Source organism: Streptomyces sp. NPDC055254 (assembly GCF_053606025.1).
This window is the reverse complement of sequence record NZ_JBSGQV010000020.1, coordinates 50,870-68,987: the sequence shown is the minus strand read 5'-3', so window position 1 is coordinate 68,987 and position 18,118 is coordinate 50,870. Positions and strand designations below refer to the sequence as shown.

General features: G+C 73.1%; 12 protein-coding genes and 1 pseudogene. 5 read left to right on the top strand and 8 right to left on the bottom strand.

The genetic code is table 11. The features are described from left to right. Positions 1–92: 92 nt before the first annotated feature. Positions 93–3,650, bottom strand: a complete 3,558-nt coding sequence (locus ACWFQ8_RS20200; RefSeq protein WP_453787614.1) for a S8 family serine peptidase — start codon at positions 3,648–3,650, stop codon at positions 93–95. 191 nt (positions 3,651–3,841) lie between these two features. On the opposite strand from ACWFQ8_RS20200, the gene ACWFQ8_RS20195 reads away from it, so the two are divergent. Together ACWFQ8_RS20195 and ACWFQ8_RS20190 are read left to right on the top strand one after the other, a co-directional pair. Continuing rightward, entirely contained in the window at positions 3,842–5,422 is a 1,581-nt protein-coding gene (locus ACWFQ8_RS20195; protein ID WP_453787613.1) for an MFS transporter, read from the top strand. A 173-nt stretch (positions 5,423–5,595) separates the two neighbouring features. Beyond that, positions 5,596–7,242, top strand: a complete 1,647-nt coding sequence (locus ACWFQ8_RS20190) for a GMC oxidoreductase (RefSeq protein ID WP_453787612.1) — start codon at positions 5,596–5,598, stop codon at positions 7,240–7,242. 61 nt (positions 7,243–7,303) lie between these two features. Here ACWFQ8_RS20190 and ACWFQ8_RS20185 read toward each other — a convergent pair whose 3' ends face one another. From ACWFQ8_RS20185 to ACWFQ8_RS20165, 5 genes are all read right to left on the bottom strand, one after another. Then, on the bottom strand, positions 7,304–7,783 hold the full coding sequence (locus tag ACWFQ8_RS20185; protein WP_453787611.1) for a carboxymuconolactone decarboxylase family protein: 480 nt from the start codon (positions 7,781–7,783) through the stop codon (positions 7,304–7,306). Then, positions 7,780–8,862: an NAD(P)H-dependent amine dehydrogenase family protein gene (locus ACWFQ8_RS20180; protein ID WP_453787610.1), complete on the bottom strand. Its 1,083-nt coding sequence runs from the start codon at positions 8,860–8,862 to the stop codon at positions 7,780–7,782. Before ACWFQ8_RS20180 ends, ACWFQ8_RS20185 begins: the two co-directional genes overlap by 4 nt. A gap of 78 nt (positions 8,863–8,940) precedes the next feature. Then, positions 8,941–9,171, bottom strand: a complete 231-nt coding sequence (locus ACWFQ8_RS20175) for a DUF6126 family protein (RefSeq protein ID WP_453787609.1) — start codon at positions 9,169–9,171, stop codon at positions 8,941–8,943. Positions 9,172–9,187: 16 nt separating this feature from the next. Beyond that, positions 9,188–9,835 carry a helix-turn-helix domain-containing protein gene (locus ACWFQ8_RS20170; protein WP_453787608.1) on the bottom strand — a complete coding sequence of 216 codons (648 nt, stop codon included), beginning with the start codon at positions 9,833–9,835 and terminating at the stop codon, positions 9,188–9,190. Positions 9,836–9,892: 57 nt separating this feature from the next. Further along, on the bottom strand, positions 9,893–11,452 hold the full coding sequence (locus ACWFQ8_RS20165; RefSeq protein ID WP_453787607.1) for an ATP-dependent DNA ligase: 1,560 nt from the start codon (positions 11,450–11,452) through the stop codon (positions 9,893–9,895). A 255-nt stretch (positions 11,453–11,707) separates the two neighbouring features. Here ACWFQ8_RS20165 and ACWFQ8_RS20160 point away from each other — a divergent pair, with 255 nt between their 5' ends. The 3 genes and pseudogenes from ACWFQ8_RS20160 to ACWFQ8_RS20150 form a co-directional block, all read left to right on the top strand. After that, complete coding sequence (locus ACWFQ8_RS20160) at positions 11,708–14,473, top strand: alpha/beta fold hydrolase (RefSeq protein WP_453787606.1); 2,766 nt, start codon at positions 11,708–11,710, stop codon at positions 14,471–14,473. After that, complete coding sequence (locus ACWFQ8_RS20155; RefSeq protein ID WP_453787605.1) at positions 14,470–15,336, top strand: ABC transporter permease; 867 nt, start codon at positions 14,470–14,472, stop codon at positions 15,334–15,336. Before ACWFQ8_RS20160 ends, ACWFQ8_RS20155 begins: the two co-directional genes overlap by 4 nt. A 97-nt stretch (positions 15,337–15,433) precedes the next feature. Beyond that, positions 15,434–15,751, top strand: a pseudogene (locus ACWFQ8_RS20150) (aldo/keto reductase); the annotation flags it as partial. Positions 15,752–15,800: 49 nt separating this feature from the next. On the opposite strand, the gene galK reads toward ACWFQ8_RS20150, so the two are convergent. Next, complete coding sequence (gene galK / locus ACWFQ8_RS20145) at positions 15,801–16,958, bottom strand: galactokinase (protein WP_453787604.1); 1,158 nt, start codon at positions 16,956–16,958, stop codon at positions 15,801–15,803. After that, positions 16,955–18,001 (bottom strand): galactose-1-phosphate uridylyltransferase, encoded by a 1,047-nt coding sequence (galT, locus tag ACWFQ8_RS20140; RefSeq protein WP_453787603.1) that lies wholly within the window; start codon positions 17,999–18,001, stop codon positions 16,955–16,957. Before galT ends, galK begins: the two co-directional genes overlap by 4 nt. Positions 18,002–18,118: the final 117 nt, after the last annotated feature.

The following is an 18,118-nucleotide window of genomic DNA, read 5'->3' as shown; positions in this document are numbered from 1 at the left end:
CCCGGCGCGTCGCGGCGACGTCGCGGCGCCCGCCACCCGAATGCCGCCCCGCGGCGGCGCCGGGTCGCTTGTGGCCCCGCCGGAGCGAACGGTCAGCCCTTGTCGGGGCGGTCGGTCACCCGCAGCGTGTTCAGCAGCGGCTTGCCGAATCCGCTGTGCGTGACGAAGCGGACGTTGAGGACCCCGTCCGTGACCGTCACCGTGTACGTACGGGTCAGGGCCGTGTACGTACCCGCCTCCAGGGAGATGTCCAGGGAGGGCAGCACCTGCGTGCCCTCGGCGAGGACGTCGAAGACGCGCTTGTTCGGCCGCGTGGAGGACAGCTCCGCGAAACCGAGCTCCACCGTGTAGGTGCCGTTCGGGACGTTGTCGAAGCGGTACTCGTACATGCCCTCACGGGCGTTGCGGAAGAGCCGCTGGTCCTCCGTTCCGGCGATGGCGCGGCCGGTGGCCTGTACCGAGGCGTTCCCCTGGTAGCCGTAGGAGCCGGCGGTGTACTTGCGGTCCGGGGACCAGCTGTCACCGAGCGCGTCGGTGCCCGCGTAGGCGGAGCCGGCGTCCAGGGCGACCTGGTAGCGCGGGACGACGAGCTTGACCGGGACCGTCAGCACCGGGGTACGGCCGCTGGCCGAGGTGATCTTCAGGTCCGCGGTCAGGACCGACCCCGGGGTCAGCCCTGCCGTGTCGACGTCCAGGCCGATCACGGCCTTGCCGCCGGTCGGGAGGTTCCCGGCGCCCGGAGCGGCCGTGAGCCAGGCGGCGTCCTCGGCCACCGTGAAGTCCGTACCGAGGCCCGGGTTGGTGAGGTCGAGCGTGCGGGTCCGCTTCTGGCCCGGCCCCAGCACGACCTCCACGGCCGCCGCGGACGCCGTCACCCTGCCGGTGCGCAGCGACTGCGTGACCCCCGTGACCTCGGCCGCCTTGACCTCCACCGTCCTCTGCACGGGCTCGTACCGGGCCGCGGCGAGGGAGACCGTCCGGGCGCCGGACGGGCTCTGCACGACGTAGCCGCCGTCCGCGGCCGTGGTCGCGGACACGGCCGTGTCGCCCGTGCCCACGGTGACCGTGGCTCCGGCGACGCCGTTGCCGTCGTTGGCGTCGAGCACCCGGCCCGCCACCACGCCACTCCTGGTGGTCCGGAAGGCGATGGAGAGGCCGTCCGAGATGACCGCGGTGTTGAAGGAGTACGTGAACGCGTCGGTGCCGGTCGCGTTCTCCACGCCGACCGTTGCCGTGGAGCCGCCCTTGATCCCGGTGCCGCCGGTGCCCTGGTAGGAGTAGGAGACGGTTCCGTCCTCGCCGATGGCGGCCGAGAAGGAGAACGTGTCCGCCTGCGCCGACCAGTGGGAGACCGCACGCCACTCGATCACGTAACTGCGGTGCGGGGCGGTGCCGGTGACGGCGGTGAAGACACCGGAGCCGGTGCCGGGGGCGCCCACGACCAGATCGTCCCAGAAGGGGTACAGGGCCGCGTTGGGCGTGGCCGTGCTCGGGATGTTCCCGTTGATGTCACCGGTGTTGTTGCCGCCGAAGCTCACCGTCCCGTTCGTCCCGATCCACGCCTGGCCGTACGTCTTTCCGTACAGCGGGAGCGGGAAGGGGAGGTCGACGCGCTCGGTGGTGTTGTCACCGGTCAGCGCGAGCCGGCTGCTGCCGGGCGCGTACGGGCGGTCGTTCGCGGCGGCGCAGGCGTAGCCGTAGCCGTCGGTGCGCTCGGGCAGGTTGACGGCGACGCCGGTGTCCCCCGCGACGGTGACCTTCGCCGTGCCGCCGGTGAGGCACCGGCTGGAGTGGGTCGCGTTCACGTCGTACGTGCCGTGCGGAAGGGTGACCTCGAAGCGGCCCTGCGCGTCGGTGGTCGCGCTCAGCGGGGTGTCCGCGATGGTGACGGAGGCGCCGGGGGCGGGTCCGGCGGCGGAGGACACCGTGCCGGTGAGCTTGCCGGAGGGGGCCTGGGTGAGCGTGAAGTCACCGGTGGCGGTGCCGTTCTCGGTGACCGTCGCCGTCCCGCTCTGTTGGCCGTAGCCGAACTTCGCCGCGGTCAGCGCGTACTCGCCCACCGAGAGGGCGGCGAAGCTGTAGGTGCCGTCGGCGGCGGTGGTCGTCGTGCGGTCGATCGGACCGTCGGCGGTGACCTTCACGCCCGCGAGCGGCTCGCCGCCGGAGCGGACGGTGCCGCCGAGTGCGCCGATCGCACCGCGCGGGGCGGCGTTCACGGCGGCGAGGGCGTCGAGCTTGCCCTCACCGAAGACGTTGTTGTCGGCGGGCGTGCCGCCGCACTGGCTGCTCTCGGTGTCCTGCGCCGTGCCGTCGAGCAGTGACTCGGTCTGCGCGACGTCGCCTTCGAGGGACGGCGCGGCGGACCAGAGCAGCGCCACGGTGGCGGCGGTGTGCGGGGAGGCCATCGAGGTGCCCGAGAAGGCGTCGTAGCCGCCGCCGGGGACGGAGGAGCGCACGTTCACGCCGGGGGCCGCGATGTTCGGCTTGATGATGCCGCCGGGACCCGCGCCCCGCGAGGAGAACGGGGCGATCGTGTTGTTGATGTCGAAGGCGCCGGAACTGTAGGAGTTCGCGTAGTCGCCGGGTGAGCCGCTGGTGGTGCAGCCGGGGCCGGCGTTCCCGTTGGAGAAGGCCGGGAAGATGCCGGCGGCGCGCCAGGTGTTGACGACCTCCTGGTACCAGGTGTCGCCGCCCGATCCGCCCCAGGAGTTGTTGACCACGTGCGGGGCCAGGTCGGGGCGCGGGTTCTGGCCGCTCGCGTCGGTCGGGGCGACGATCCACTGGCCGGAGGCGAGCAGGGAGGCCTCGGAGCAGGAGTTGCTCTCGCAGCCCTTGGCGGCGATCCAGGTGGCGCCCGGGGCCACGCCGATCCTGTTGGCGCCGCCGTCGTCGCCGACCATGGTGCCCATCGTGTGGGTGCCGTGGTCGTTGTTGTCGCACGGGGCCGCCGAGGCGCAGACGCCCGCCGGGTCGAACCAGTTGTACGCGTGGCTGTAGGTGCCGTCCGCGTTCCGGCCCCGGTACTTGCCGTTCACGGCCGGGTGGGTGTAGTCGACACCGCTGTCGATGTTGGCGACGACGATCCCCTCGCCGCGCACACCGAGCTGGTCCCACACCTGCGGGGCCTTGATCCGGTCGATGTTCCATTCGACGGCGTCGGCGGCGGCCTCGCGCGTGCCGTCGGCCGGCTTCGGGAGATCGACCTTGTCGTCGGCGGTGATCCGGGAGACCTCGGGCCGCTGCGCCAGGGTGCCGGCGAGCTTGTCGCCGCCCACGACCCGGACCGCGTTCACGATCCAGTACGAGGTGTACTCGGCGTCGGCGCCCTTGAGCGCCTTGACGACCTCCGCCTGGCTGCGCGCCGCGTGGTCCTTCTTGGTCCTCAGGACGGTTTCGGCCTTGGCGGCGCGGGTCGGCTGCTCCGCCGCCGCCGTCAGGTCGGCGGCGCTGTCGAGGTACACCCAGAAGACGGCCTTGGCCGCACCGTCGAGCTGGGCGCGGAGCTCGGGTTCGATCTTGCGCTCGGCCGCGCTCGGAGTGGGACCGGGCTCCGGTGCGGCGGCGGCGACTCCCGCGCCGACCGGAAGGAGCAGGACCGAGGTCAGGGCGGCGAGCGCCGCGCGTAAGGGTCGTCTGTTGCGTTGAGCCACGTGTTGTCTCCTCGGACGCCGTGTGCAGGTTGTGCGGAAAGGGCGTGCGTGACGTGCGCGGGTCATGCTGAATCAGGGGTCATGCTCATTACAAGAGGGCCTATTGAGCCGTGTCACCCCCACCGGCCTTCGCGGAAGGGGCGGCCGGGCCCCGGGTGGCCCCCGGGCCTTCCGGAGGCCAGCCTGAAACCATGACCGCCACCCCGGGCGAGCCCTCGTCCACTCCCGGCGTACCGCCGACGCCCGGCCCCGCGCCGGTGCCGCCTCCCGGCCTCCCTCCGGGGCTCCGCCCGGCGCCGCCGGCAGACGGCGGTCCGGACGTCCGGCTCGGCACCGCGCGGGGCCGGTGGATCGTGTTCACGACGGTCCTCGGGTCGAGCATGGTGCTGTTGGACTCGACGGTCGTCAATGTGGCGCTGCCCCGTATCGGCCGGGACCTCGACGCCGACCTGGCGGTGCTCCAGTGGACGGTCAACGCCTATCTGTTGACCCTGGCCGGGCTGATCCTGGTCGGCGGCGCGCTCGGCGACCGCTTCGGGCGGCGCCGGATCTTCGTGCTGGGCGTGGTGTGGTTCGCGCTGGGCTCGCTGCTGTGCGGCATCGCACCGAACGCGGGCGTACTGATCGCCGCGCGGGCCCTGCAGGGCGTCGGCGGCGCCCTGCTGACGCCCGGGTCCCTCGCGCTGATCCAGGGGTCGATCCACCCGGAGGACCGCGCCCGCGCGGTGGGTCTGTGGTCGGGCCTGGGCGGGGTGGGGGCGGCCGCGGGGCCCTTCCTCGGGGGCTGGCTGGTGGACGGGCCGGGCTGGCGCTGGGTGTTCCTGCTGAACGTGCCGCTCGCCGCGCTGTGCGTCCCCGTGGCCCTGAGGCACGTACCGGAGTCGCGGGATCCGAAGGCGCACGGGCGGTTCGACGTCGCCGGGGCGGTGCTGGGCGCGGGCGCGCTGGCGCTGATGACGTACGCGCTGATCGAGGCCCGGACCGGTTCGGTGACGGTGGTCGTGGCGGCGGTGGGCGGGGTGGCGCTGGCGGCGGCGTTCGTGTACGTCGAGCACAAGCGGGCGGACCCGATGGTGCCGCCCTCGATCTTCGCGTCCCGGCAGTTCACCGCGGTCAATCTGGTCACCTTGTGCGTGTACGCCGCCTTCGGGGGCTTCTTCTTCCTCGTGGTGCTCCAGCTCCAGGTGGTGGCCGGGTACTCCGCGCTGGCCGCGGGGGCCGCCCTGATGCCCACGACCGCCCTGATGCTGCTGCTGTCGGCCCGGTCGGGGGAGATCGGCGAGCGGATCGGCCCGCGCATTCCGCTCACGGTGGGGCCGTTGCTGTGCGCGGCCGGGACGATGCTGATGCTCCGGGTGGGGCCGCAGGCCTCGTACGCCCGGGACGTGCTGCCCGCGCTCGTGGTGATGGGCATGGGCATGGTGACTCTGGTGGCCCCGCTGACGGCGACCGTCCTGGCCTCGGTGGACCCCGGCCGGGCGGGTCTGGCCAGCGGCATCAACAACGCCGCGGCTCGGGCGGCCGGGCTGCTCGCGGTGGCGGCGCTGCCGCTGCTGTCCGGGATGGCCCCGGACGCGTACCTCTCCGCCGACCTGTTCGACGCCTCGTTCCGGCGGGCCATGCCCTGGTGCGCGGGGGCGCTGGTGCTGGGCGCCGCCGTGGCCTGGGCCGGCGTACGGACCCCCGCGGCCGGTGCGCCCCAACCCCAGTGCCGGACGCAGTGCGCGGTCGGCGCTCCGCCGCTCGAACCTCCGGGAGCGGTGAAGCGCTGAGGGCCACCGGGGGCCTCGACCCGCGCGCGTGGTGGGCCCGCGCGGCGTCACGGCGGCCGGAATGCGTTATCCGATCGGCTTGAAGTGAAGAAGTTACCAAGAGGTATCTAGTGACTTCACACGCACGTCGCAGTAGAACTCGTTCTCATTCAGCCAAGAGTGAGGAACGTCACATGAGTGACAACGGCGTGCCCAAAACCGGTTCCCATGGATTCTCACGACGTGGATTCATCGCTGGAACAGGTTCCATTCTGGGGGCCGTGGCCCTCTCCGCCCAGGCCTCCCCGGCATACGCGGCCCGTGCTGTCGCCACCACTGCCTCGATCGACAACGGCGCCCGCGTGCCGGTCCTGGTGATCGGCACCGGGTACGGCGGCTCCGTGGCCGCCCTGCGCCTGGCCCGGGCCGGTGTCGACGTACACATGATCGAGATGGGGATGGCCTGGGACGCCCCGGGCACCGACGGCAAGATCTTCGCCCACACCACCAGGCCGGACTACCGCTCCTACTGGCTGCGGACCAGGACGAAAGCGCCGCTCAGCAACTTCCTCGGGTTCCCGATCGACAAGGACGTGCCGAAGTACACCGGCATCCTGGACGCCGAGGAGATGGGCGGGATCACCGTCTACCAGGGTCGCGGCGTCGGCGGCGGCTCGCTGGTCAACGGCGGTATGGCCGTCACGCCCAAGCGGCAGAACTTCAGCGCCGTCCTGCCCTCCGTGAACGCCGACGAGATGTACGACACCTACTACCCGCGCGCCAACGCCGGCCTCGGCGTCGGCCTCATCGACCCGGCCTGGTTCGACAGCGTCGACTGCTACCAGTACGCCCGCGTCGGCCGCAAGCACGCCCAGCGCTCGGGCTTCCCCTTCGTCTTCGTCCCCGACGTGTACGACTGGGACTACATGAAGAAGGAGGCCGCCGGCACCGCACCGAAGTCGGCGGTGGACGGGGAGATCCTCTACGGCAACAACTACGGGAAGAAGTCGCTCCAGCAGACCTACATCGCGGCCGCCAAGGCCACCGGCAAGGTCACCATCTCGCCCCTGCACAAGGTCACTTCGGTGGCTCCCGCCTCCGGCGGCGGCTACGCGGTCACCATCGAGCAGCTCGCGACCAACGGCGACGTCACGGCGACCAAGACCGTCACGAGCGACCGGGTGTTCTTCGCCGCCGGCAGCGTCGGCACGAGCAAGCTGCTCGTCAAGCTGAAGGCCACCGGCGTCCTGCCCCTGCTGAACGACGCGATCGGCAAGGAGTGGGGCGAGAACGGCAACGTCATGTGCGGCCGCGCCAACCACATGTGGGACCCGACCGGCAAGGTCCAGTCCGCCATCCCCTGCGGTGGCATCGACAACTGGGACGCGGGCGGGGCCTTCGCCGAGGTGGCGCCGCTGCCGACCGGGATCGAGACGTACGCCTCGTTCTACCTGTCCATCACCAAGAACCCGCACCGGGCCCGGTTCACCTGGAACGCGGCGGCCGGCAAGGTCGACCTCGACTGGCAGACGGCGTGGAAGCAGCCGTCCATCGACATGGCCAAGAGCATCTTCGACAAGATCAACAAGAGGGAGGGGACGATCTACCGCACCGACCTCTTCGGCACCAGCAAGATCTGGGGCGACCACCTCACCTACCACCCCCTCGGCGGCGCGGTCCTGGACAAGGCCACCGACAACTACGGCCGGCTCCACGGGTACTCCGGCCTGTACGTGATCGACGGCGCGCTCATCCCCGGCAACGTGAGCGTCAACCCGTTCGTCACCATCACGGCACTCGCCGAACGGAACATCGAGAAGATCATCGCCACGGACCTCTGACCCCGCCCGTGCGGACGGAACCGGGGCCGGACGGGATCCACCGACCGGCCCCGCACCCGTGTCAGCGGCCGGGCAGGACGCAGACACCGTCCAGGCCGAGCACGTGGTTGAGGCGACCGAAAGCCAGCCAGGACCCGATGCTCATCGTCAGCTCGACGATCTCCAACTGGGTGTAGTGCGCGTTCATCCGGTCCCAGAACTCGTCGTCGAGACCGTGGTGGTCGAGGGTGTAGCGCTCGGCGTACTCCGCCGCCAGGCGGGTGCGGTCGTCGAACGCGTCGGTGGTGCGCCACTCGGTGACCGCGTCGGAGAACGCCTCCTCGACCTTCTCCCCCTCCCGCTCGGTGCGCCAGTCGAGGCAGAAGACGCACCCGTTGATCTGCGCGACGCGCAGCCGGGCCGCCTCGAACTCGCGCAGGCCCAGGGTGGTGTGGGCGTACACCGACAGGGAGAAGTTCGCCGCGGCCATGCCGATGCCGGGAACCATGTCACCCCACACGTACTCGATGGGGTGCTGCCCTTCAGGTATGTCGATCCTCATGCGTGTTTCCTTCCGAGTCTGCCGATGGCGGGGCGCAAGGGGATGTCGAGGGCGTCGTAGAGTCCGGGTTCCGCCTCGGTGAGCCAGTCGATGGCCCCCACCAGGCGGCCTACGGCGGTGGCGTTGCCGCCCGCGGAGCGGTTCTCGCCCTCGTCGGTGGCCTCGATGGTGACCTCGATGCGCGGGCGTCCCTCGATGACCACCCGGTGGGCGCCGTCGCCCCCGTCGGGCGGCGACGGCCAGTCCGGTGCGCAGGAGGCGTGGATACGGGTGACGTGCTCGATGACGATGCGGGGCTCGCCCTCGACGATGCCCTGTACCTCGAAACGGACGGCGCCCTGGGTCCCGGCCTCGAACTCCCCCATCGTGCGCGTCACCACGGAGGTGTCCAGGGCTCTGCGGTCCGAGGTCTCGCGGATCTCGTCCAGTTCGACCCCCAGGGCCCGGGCCATCATCCGTATCTGCCCGCCCCAGACCATGGTCGGGACGGAGGGCAGCAGCATCATCGGCTCGTAGTCCATGGGCTGGCCCATACCGACGAGGTACCGCACGGAGTCGGGCTGGTCGTAGGTGGAGTAGTCGAAGATCTCCTGGCAGCGGATGGCGTCGATGGTCGTGCCGAGCCCGCTGAGCAGCAGCGGGAGGACGTCGTTGCCCCAGCCGGGGTCGACGCCGGAGGCGAAGAAGGAGCCGCCGCCCTCCGCGACGGCCGCCGCCACGGGGTCACGGAACTCGGGCGGGGCGTTGCGGTGGTCGTAGAGCGGGTACAGCGCGGGGCTGACGACGACCGCGCCGGAGCGGATCGCCCGGGTGATGTCGGCGAGCGCGTCGTCGGGCCGGACGTCCCCGGAGGCCGCGTAGACCACCGCCCGGGGCCGGGCTGCGAGCACGGCTTCGACGTCGTCGGTGGCCGTCACCCCCGACGGGCGGTCGAGCCCGCCGAGTTCGCCGGCGTCGCGGCCGACCTTGGCGGGATCATGGACGATGACTGCGGAGAGCCGCAGCGCGGGATGGGCCTCGACGGCACGGATGGCCAAACGGCCGACGTTGCCGGTACCCCAGACAACCGTGGAAATCATGCGCGGAGGGTAGCGACAGGACCTGCAGGTTTCCAGAGAAGCGGGACCCGGAATCGCGGCCGGGACCGGGCTTCGCCGTCACTGGTTCTCGGCGCCCAGGACGAAGAGGAGATAGACGAAGAAGGCGAAGAGGTGACCGACGAACAGGTAGGCGATCAGCCGGATCACCAGGCCGCGCGGGAACTTGGATTCGATGCGGGCGCGGATGGCCGCCCTCCCCGTCCCGTCGGCGTCGGCCGTCTCGCCCCTCTCGCCCCTCTCGCCCTCTGCTGCCGGTGCGTGCTGTGCCTGGTGCTCGGTCCGGGACATGGGTACGTCTCCTCGGCTATCGGTGGGGCGTGCTGGCGCCGCCGAGGCAGAGCCCGGCGAGACTGCTCTGCAGCAGCGTGTGGACGAAGAGCAGGTCGGCCCCGCCCGGGTCGGCGGACCCGATCCGGTGCGGGGTCAGCGAGTCGAAGTGCGCGCTGTCCCCCGGCTCCAGCAGGTGTTCGGCTTCCGCAAGGTGCAACCGCAGCCGCCCCTTGAGCACGTAAAGCCATTCCTCGCCGGGGTGGACGCGGACCAGCTCGCCCTGGCTGCGGCCGTGGGGGACGTGCACGCGCAGCGCCTGCATGCCGCGCCCGGGGCCGCCCGCCCGCCAGTACGTCCACCCGTCGGCCTCCAGGGCCCCCGGCCCGCCGGCCCGTACGACGGGGTCGGCGGCGGCGGGGGTCTCCCCGAGCAGCTCGGAGACCGTCGTACCGTAGGTGCGGGCGAGCCCGAGCAGGAGCGGCAGCGAGGGCTGGCGCCGGCCGGTCTCCAGACGGGACAGGTGGGCGGGTGAGAGCCTGGCCCGCGCGGCGGCCGCCTCCAGGGTCAGTCCGGCGCGACGGCGCAGGTCGCGCAGTTGCGGAGCCACCGTGGGAAGCTCGGCGATGCCGCTGTCGGCGGCATCGGTGACGGTATCGGCGTCTGGCGCGGGGCCGGGGTTCATGCTCCGATTGAGCCAGATCCTTGCCTGCCTGGCAATTGCCCTTGCCTCTGAGGCAAATCAGCCCGACGCGTCCCCGGTTTCCCCTCCCCGTTCCGCCTGGCCGAGCACGGTCTCCACCGTATCGGCCTCCTCGGCGCTCTTGTCCGGGCGGTGCCTCAGGACCCGGGCGAAGCGCAGGGCGACCCCGGCCGGGTAGCGCGTGGAGCGCTGGAGCCCGTCGTAGGCGATCTCCACGACCAGTTCGGGGCGCACCCGTACGGTGAACCCGTCGTCCGAGGTGGCCAGCGCCCGGAGGGCCCCGGTCTGCCAGCGCAGCATCTCGTCGGTGAGCCCCTTGAAGGTCTTGCCGAGCATCGCGTGGCCCCCGTCGGCGGCCCGCGCGCCCAGGTGCAGATTCGACAGGAGGCCGGTCCGCCGTCCGTGACCCCACTCGGCGGCCAGCACCACCAGGTCAAGGGTGTGCACCGGTTTCACCTTGAGCCAGTGCCTGCCGCGCCGCCCCGCCGCGTAGAGCGAGTCGAGGGACTTGACCATCACGCCCTCGTGGCCCCGGCGCAGCGTCTGCGCCCAGAACTCCTCGGCCTCGACCGCCTGCGCCCCCGGGTCCTCGACGACCAGCCGGCGGACCCGGGCGCTCTGCGGCACGAGCGCGGCGAGGGCCGCGTACCTCTCGTGGACGGGCAGGTCGAGCAGCACGTCCTCCCCCACCGCGAGGACGTCGAAGAAGTAGGGGGCCACCGGCAGCACCCGTCGGGCGGCCTCGACGTCGGTCCGGGAGCCGACCCGGCTCGCGACCTCCTGGAAGGGGACCGGGCGGCCGTCCGCCGTCGTTCCGATGACCTCGCCGTCCAGGATGAAGCGCTCCCCGGGCAGGGAGCGGGCCAGCTCGGCCACCTCCGGCAGCCGGTCGGTGATCTCGTCCAGGGAGCGGGTGTACACGCGTACGTCGTCGCCGTCGCGGTGGACCTGGACGCGGATCCCGTCGAGCTTCTCCTCCACGACGCAGGGCCCGAGCGCCGCCAGGGCCTCGCCCACGGATTTCGCGGTGTTGGCCAGCATGGGGTGTACGGGCTGCCCCACGCGGAGGGTGAAGGCGCCCAGCGCCTCCGCCCCGGAGGCCAGGACCGCCGACGCCACCCGGGGCAGCGAACCGTCCAGCATCACGGCCCGGCGCAGGTCCGCCGCCGGCACCGCGGCGGCGGCGGCCACGCCGTCCAGGGCGATCGCGTCGAGCGCGCCCTGGCGCACTTCGCCGGACAGCAGACTGCGCAGGAACACCTGCTCGGGGCCGGTGGCCGCGCCCAGCAGGGCGCCGACGATCCGGCGCCGCTCGGCCTGCGAGCCGGGGCCCGCCACGGAGGCCAGTTCGGTCACCGCCGCGTCGACGGCGCGGACGGTCAAGGTGGGCTCCGGCGCCGGTTCGCTCTCCTGGGCGAGGGCGCTCCAGCCGATACCGGGGCGGCCCTGCGGCAGGCGCCCCGCGAGGTAGGAGATCACCAGCCCGGCCTCCTCGGGCGGCGCCGCGGCGAACAGCTCCGCCAGCAGGGCCGTCTTCCGGGACCGGGCGGAGGTCTCGGAGACCTCACGGGACACGCGCGCGACCTCTGCCAGCAGCATGCGCCCATCCTCCCGTCAGCAGCATGTGCCCATCCTCCCGTCCGACGCCGCGTCCCGCATTCCGCGCTCTGCGCGCCGCTACCCCGTTCCGCTTCCCGTATCCCGCGGGAGCGGGATACGGCTGTCCGCGCGTCTCGTGCCCGTCCGGTGTACCGCAGGCGCGGTATGCCGGGTGGTCCGGGTAGTCCTCACGAAGGTCGGGACATCCCCCTGCGGGCGCTCGGGCACGGGGCAGCGGGCGTTTAGGGTTTCCGTATGAAGCTCCGACTGCCCCGGCGCCGCCGAGACCGCCTGCTCGCCGGCGCCGCCGCGCTCGCCGTCGTCGCGGGAGGCGGTACGTGGACGGCCGCCGCCGTCGCCGCCGACGCACCGGTTGTACGCCGCCAGGACCAGGTGGTGACCATGCCCGGCCCCGACGGCGCCGGTACGGGCATCGACACCTCGTACTTCACCGCGGACGGCCGCAGCGGCGGCACGGAGAAGCGCCCCGCCGTGCTCCTCGGCCACGGCTTCGGCGGCAGCAAGGACGACGTCCGCGCCCAGGCCGAACGGCTGGCCGGCGACGGCTACGCGGTCCTGACCTGGTCGGCGCGCGGCTTCGGCCGGTCCGGCGGCCGGATCGGGCTGAACGATCCCGAGCACGAGGTCAAGGACGTCTCCCGGCTCGTCGACTGGCTCGCGACCCGGCCCGAGGTACGGCTCGACGCGGACGGCGACCCGCGCGTCGGTGTGTCCGGCGCCTCCTACGGCGGCGCGGTCGCCCTGCTCGCCGCCGGACACGACCGCCGGGTCGACGCGATCGCGCCGCAGATCACCTACTGGAACCTCGCCGACGCCCTCTTCCCCGACGGGGTCTTCAAGAAGCTGTGGGCGGGCGTCTTCTTCACGACCGGCTCCGCCGGCGGCATGCGGCCCTCCGTCCCGCCGGAATCGGAAGCGGCCCGGCCGGACGCCGCGGGTCCGCAGGCCCCGGCCGCCGAGCCGGCGCCCGGCTGCGGGCGGTTCCAGCCCGAGCTGTGCGCCATGTACGAGCGCGTCGCGGTGGCCGGCAAGCCCGACGCCGAGGCCCGCGCCCTGCTGGAGCGGCGCAGCCCCTCGGCGGTGGGCGCCTCGATCAAGGTGCCGACCCTGATCGTGCAGGGGCAGGACGACTCCCTCTTCCCGCTCGGCCAGGCGGACGCCATGGCCCGCACCATCGAAGCGAACGGCGCCCCCGTCTCCGTCGACTGGGCGGCCGGCGGGCACGACGGCGGCATGCGCGAAGCCGCCCGGGTCGAAGCCCGGGTGGCGTCCTGGTTCGACCGCCACCTCAAGGACGACAAGGGCGCGGACCCCGGTCCGGTCTTCCGCGTCTCGCGTTCCGGCGGCATCGACTCCACCGACGGGCAGGTGCAGCTGCGCGGAGCGAGCGGCGAGCGCTACCCGGGGCTCACGTCCGGCCCGCGCGAGTTCGCTCTGACGGGCCGCGAGCAGACCTTCGCCAACCCGGCGGGTGGCGCGCCCCCCGCGCTCTCCTCGTTGCCCGGGATCGGCGGCCAACTCGCCGCGTTCGGCGCGGGGCTCTCCCTGGACTTCCCCGGGCAGAACGCCCGGTTCGAGTCGGTTCCGCTGGCCGAGGACGTACGGATCACCGGGACCCCGACCGTCACCCTCGACGTGAGGTCGACGGCCGCGGACGGCTCGGCCGTGCTGTTCGGCAAGGTCTACGACGTGGGCCCCGACGGCCGGCAGCAGGTGCTGCCGCGTCAGCTGGTCGCCCCGGTGCGGGTGGAGAACGCGGCGCAGGGCGCGCGCGTGCGGCTCACCCTCCCCGCGATCGACCACTCCGTCGAGGCCGGGCACCGGCTGCGGCTGGTGATCGCCGCGACCGACCTCGGCTACGCGACTCCGGCCGCCCCGGCCACCTACACCGTGTCGGCGCGGGGCCCGCTCGCCGTCCCCGTCGCCGAGGGGGTGCGGACCGCCACGGCCGGCCTGCCCGCCTGGACCTGGGGGCTGCCGCTGGGGGCGGCGGCGCTGGCCGCCGTCCTGCTCGGGATCCGGCGTCCCCGGTCGGGCGGAGTCGGCGCCCGGGCCGGTACGCCGGCACCGGACCCCGCGTCGGCCGACGTACCGCTGGAGATCACGGGTCTGACGAAGCGGTACGCGAAGGCGCAGGACCGGTACGCGGTGCGGGACCTGTCGTTCCGTGTGGAGAAGGGGCAGGTATGGGGGCTGCTCGGACCCAATGGCGCCGGGAAGACCACGACCCTGCGCATGCTGATGGGGCTGATCTCCCCGGACGCCGGGGAGATCCGGGTGTTCGGGCACGCGGTGCGGGCCGGGTCGCCGGTGCTCTCGCGGGTCGGGGCCTTCGTCGAGGGCGCGGGTTTCCTGCCGCACCTGACGGGCCGGGCCAACCTGGAGCTGTACTGGCAGGCCACCGGCCGACCGGCCGAGGACTCGCACATGGCCGAGGCCCTTGAGATCGCCGGCCTCGGTGACGCGCTGGAGCGTGCGGTGCGCACGTACTCGCAGGGCATGCGCCAGCGGCTCGCGATCGCGCAGGCCATGCTCGGGATGCCGGACCTGCTGATCCTCGACGAGCCGACGAACGGTCTGGATCCGCCGCAGATCCGCGAGATGCGGGACGTGATGATCCGCTACGCGGCGGGAGGCCGGACGGTCATCGTCTCCAGCCACCTGCTGTCGGAGGTGGAGCAGTCCTGTACGCACCTGGTCGTCATGGACCGGGGCAGGCTGGTGCAGGCCGGCAAGGTCGCCGAGATCACCGGCGGGGGCGACACCCTGCTGGTGACCCTGGCCGGGCCGGTGGACGAGGTGAGCGTCGAGAAGGTGGCGGCGCTGGAAGGAGTGGGTTCCGTGGTGGCCGTTGACGACGGGCTGCTCGTACGCCTCGAAGGCGCGACGGCCTCCGGTCTGATCGCCGAACTCGTACGGCTGGAGGTGCCCGTGACCGGAGCGGGGCCGCACCGCCGGCTGGAGGACGCGTTCCTCACCCTGATCGGAGGTTCGGCATGACTGCCGTGCAGGAGGTGGCCCCGGGCTACCGGGCGAGCCGTACGCTGCCGCTGCGCGTGGAAGCGCTGCGGCAGTGGCGCCGGCGGCGGACGCTGGTGATGGGCGCGGTGCTGGCCGCGCTGCCGTTCGTCATGCTGATCGCGTTCGCGGTGGGGGGCGGGCCGGACGACGGACCGGGCGGCGGGAACGGCCGGATCACCCTGATCGACACGGCCACGGCGTCCGCCGCGAACTTCGCCGCCACCTGCCTCTTCGTCTCGGCCGGGTTCCTGCTGGTGGTGCCCGTGGCGCTGTTCTGCGGGGACACGGTGGCGTCGGAGGCCAGCTGGTCCTCGTTGCGCTACCTGCTGGCCTCGCCGGTGCCTCGGGCCCGGCTGCTGTGGAGCAAGCTGGTGGTGGCGCTGGGGTTCAGCCTGGCGGCGATGGTGCTGCTGCCGGTGGTGGCCCTGGCGGCGGGCACGGCCGCGTACGGCTGGGGTCCGCTGAAACTCCCGGCGGGCGGATCCCTCGCCGCCGCCGACACGGCGGCGCGACTGGCGCTCGCGGTCGCCTTCATCTTCGTGTCGCAGCTGGTCACGGCGGGCCTGGCGTTCTGGCTGTCCACCCGCACGGACGCACCGCTCGGAGCGGTGGGCGGGGCGGTCGGCCTGACGATCGTCGGCAACGTGCTGGACGCGGTGACGGCTCTCGGGTCGTGGCGGGAGTTCCTGCCGGCGCACTGGCAGTTCGCGTGGGCGGACGCCTTGCAGCCGCAGCTGGAGTGGGGCGGGATGATCAAGGGCGGCGCGGTCTCGGTGTCCTACGCCCTGGTGTTGTTCGCCCTCGCGTTCCGGGGCTTCTCCCGCAAGGACATCGTGTCCTGACCGGGGCCGGCGGGGGCTCGGGCGGCCGGATCGCCCGGGCACCCGAGTCACCCCGGCAGTCCTTACCCCTCAGGCGAAGGCGCCCGCGCGCGCGGCCGCGGCGAGCACCGATGCGCTCGACGAGATCGCCGCGGAGACGGAGCGGACGATCCCCCAGGTCGCCCTCAACTGGCTGCTGCGGCGCCCCACGGTGTCCTCCGTCATCATCGGCGCGCGCGACGAGGCGCAGCTGCGCCAGAACATCGGCGCCGTCGGCTGGGCCCTGACGCCCGAGCAGGTGGCCCGCCTCGACGCGGCGAGCCACCGTCCCGCGCCCTACCCGTACTTCCCGTACGAGCGCCAGGAGGGCTTCGCCCGCCTCAACCCGCCCCTGACCGCGGCGGCTCCTGCTCCGACCGCGACGGCCCGGCGCTGACCGCGACGCTGCGGCCCCGACCGCGGCGCCGAGGCCCCGACCGCCCGCCTCACCGCAGGCGGGTCGCCCCGGCCGACGGGGCCGCCGACGTGATGCGGGGCGGCGCGTACCCCTCCCGTACGAAGGCCTCGGTCACCGCCCGCGCCACCGCCCGCTCGGCGTCCGCGTCGATCAAGGTCAGCGCGGAGCCCCCGAAACCGCCGCCCGTCATCCGGGACCCGTAGGCCCCCGCCGCGTCGGCGACCGAAGCGGCCAGGTCGAGCTCCGGGCACGAGACCTCGTAGTCGTCGCGGAGCGAGGCGTGCCCCTCGGTGAGCAGCGGGCCCGTCTCCCGCAACCGCCCGGCGCGCAGCAGTTCCTCGGTCCGCCGGACCCGCTCGTTCTCGGTGACGACGTGTCGGACCCGTTTGCGGCCGACGGGGTCGTCGAGCCGCGCCAGCGCCCGTTCCAGGTCCTGGTACGGGACATCGCGCAGGGCGGGCACGCCGAGCGCCCTCGCCGCCCGGTGACAGGAGGCCCGGCGCTCGGCGTAGGCCCCGTCGGCCAGGGCGTGTGCGACCCGGGTGTCGATGACGAGCAGGCGCAGGCCCGCCGAGGCGCAGTCGAAGGGGATGTGCCGCTGTTCGAGAGTGCGGGTGTCCAGGTGGAGGGCGTGGCCGTCGACCGCGCACGCCGAGGCCATCTGGTCCATGACCCCGCACGGCACGCCGACGTACGCGTTCTCGGCGCGCCGCGCGAGAACGGCCAGTTCGGGGCGGGTGAGCCCCAGCCCGTACAGGTCGGTGAGGGCGAGCGCGGTGGCGACCTCCAGGGCGGCGGAGGAGGACAGTCCGGCTCCGGTCGGCACGTCGGACCGGACGTACAGGTCGGCGCCCCCGACCGGAAGGCCCGCGTCCAGCAGGGCCCACGCGACACCCGCGGGGTAAGCGGCCCATCTCTCGGCCCCCTGGGGCGGATGCGCCGGGTCGAGTTCGGCGAGGTCGAACCGCACCGCACCGGAAGCGGCGTCGACGGAGTGGACCCTGAGAATCCCGTCAGTACGGCGGGCGGCGGCCACCTCGGTGCGCCGCGGGAGGGCGATCGGCAGGACGAAGCCGTCGTTGTAGTCGGTGTGCTCACCGATCAGGTTGACCCGGCCCGGGGCCGCCCAGACCCCTTCGGGCGGATGACCGTACAGCTCCTGGAAGCCCTGCGCCGTGCCGCTCACGGGCTCGCCACCGCGCGCAGCCGGGCGGCCGCGTCCTCGGGCCGGACGTCGTTCATGTAGGCCTCCATGCCGGATTCGGTGCCGGCGAGGTACTTCAGCTTGTCGGCGGTGCGGCGGACCGTGAACAGTTCCAGATGGAGCGCGAAGTCCGCCCGGCCTGCGCCGAGCGGGGCCTGGTGCCAGGCGGAGATGTACGGGGTCGGACGGTCCGGCCGGTCGAAGAGCCGGTCGAAGCGGCGCAGCAGCTCCAGGTACAGGTGGGGGAACTCGGCTCGGGCCGCGTCGCCCAGCGCGGGCAGGTCGGGAACCCGCTGGTTCGGGTGGAGGTGGACCTCGTACGGCCAGCGCGCCGCGTAGGGCACGAAGGCGGTCCAGTGATCGCCTTCGAGGACGACGCGGGCGCCGTCGGCGCGTTCGCCGGCCAGGACCTCCTCGAAGAGGTTGCCTCCGGTGCTTTCGCGGTGGGCTGCGACGGTGGCGAGCATCCGCGTGGTGCGCGGGGTGATGAAGGGGAAGGCATAGATCTGGCCGTGCGGGTGCCCGAGGGTGACGCCGATGTCGGCGCCCCGGTTCTCGAAGCAGTAGACCTGGCGCACCCCGTCACGGCGGGAGAGTTCGGCGGTGCGGTCGGTCCAGGCGGCCAGGACCAGCGCGGCGCGCTCCTCGTCGAGGTCGGCGAAGGAGGCCCGGTGGTCGGGCGTGAAGCAGATGACCTCGCAACGGCCGGTGTCGCCCGCCAGGGAGGGGAAGCGGTTCTCGAAGACCGCGACCTCGTAGTCGGGGGCCGGGACCTCGCTCGCGCGCCCGTCGGTGGACGGGCACAGCGGGCAGGCGTCGGCGGGCGGGCGGTAGGTACGGTCCTGGCGGTGCGAGGCGATCACGACGGCGTCGCCCAGAAGCGGGTCCCGGCGGACCTCGGAGGCCGTCGCGGTGGCGGACGCGTCGAGGGGCCGGGTGTCGGGGAAGGCGCGGGCCGCGCCGTCGTCGGTGTCGTAATAGAGGATTTCGCGGCCGTCTGCGAGACGGCTGCTCGTGCGTTTCACCTGCGGGCTTCTCTCACTGGAGGATGACGACCTCGGGGGCGGCCGAGGTCGGGCCGGTCGCGCAGCGGCGGTTCGGTGCCGGGGCGGCCCGGTTCCAGGACGATGATCTCGTTCCCC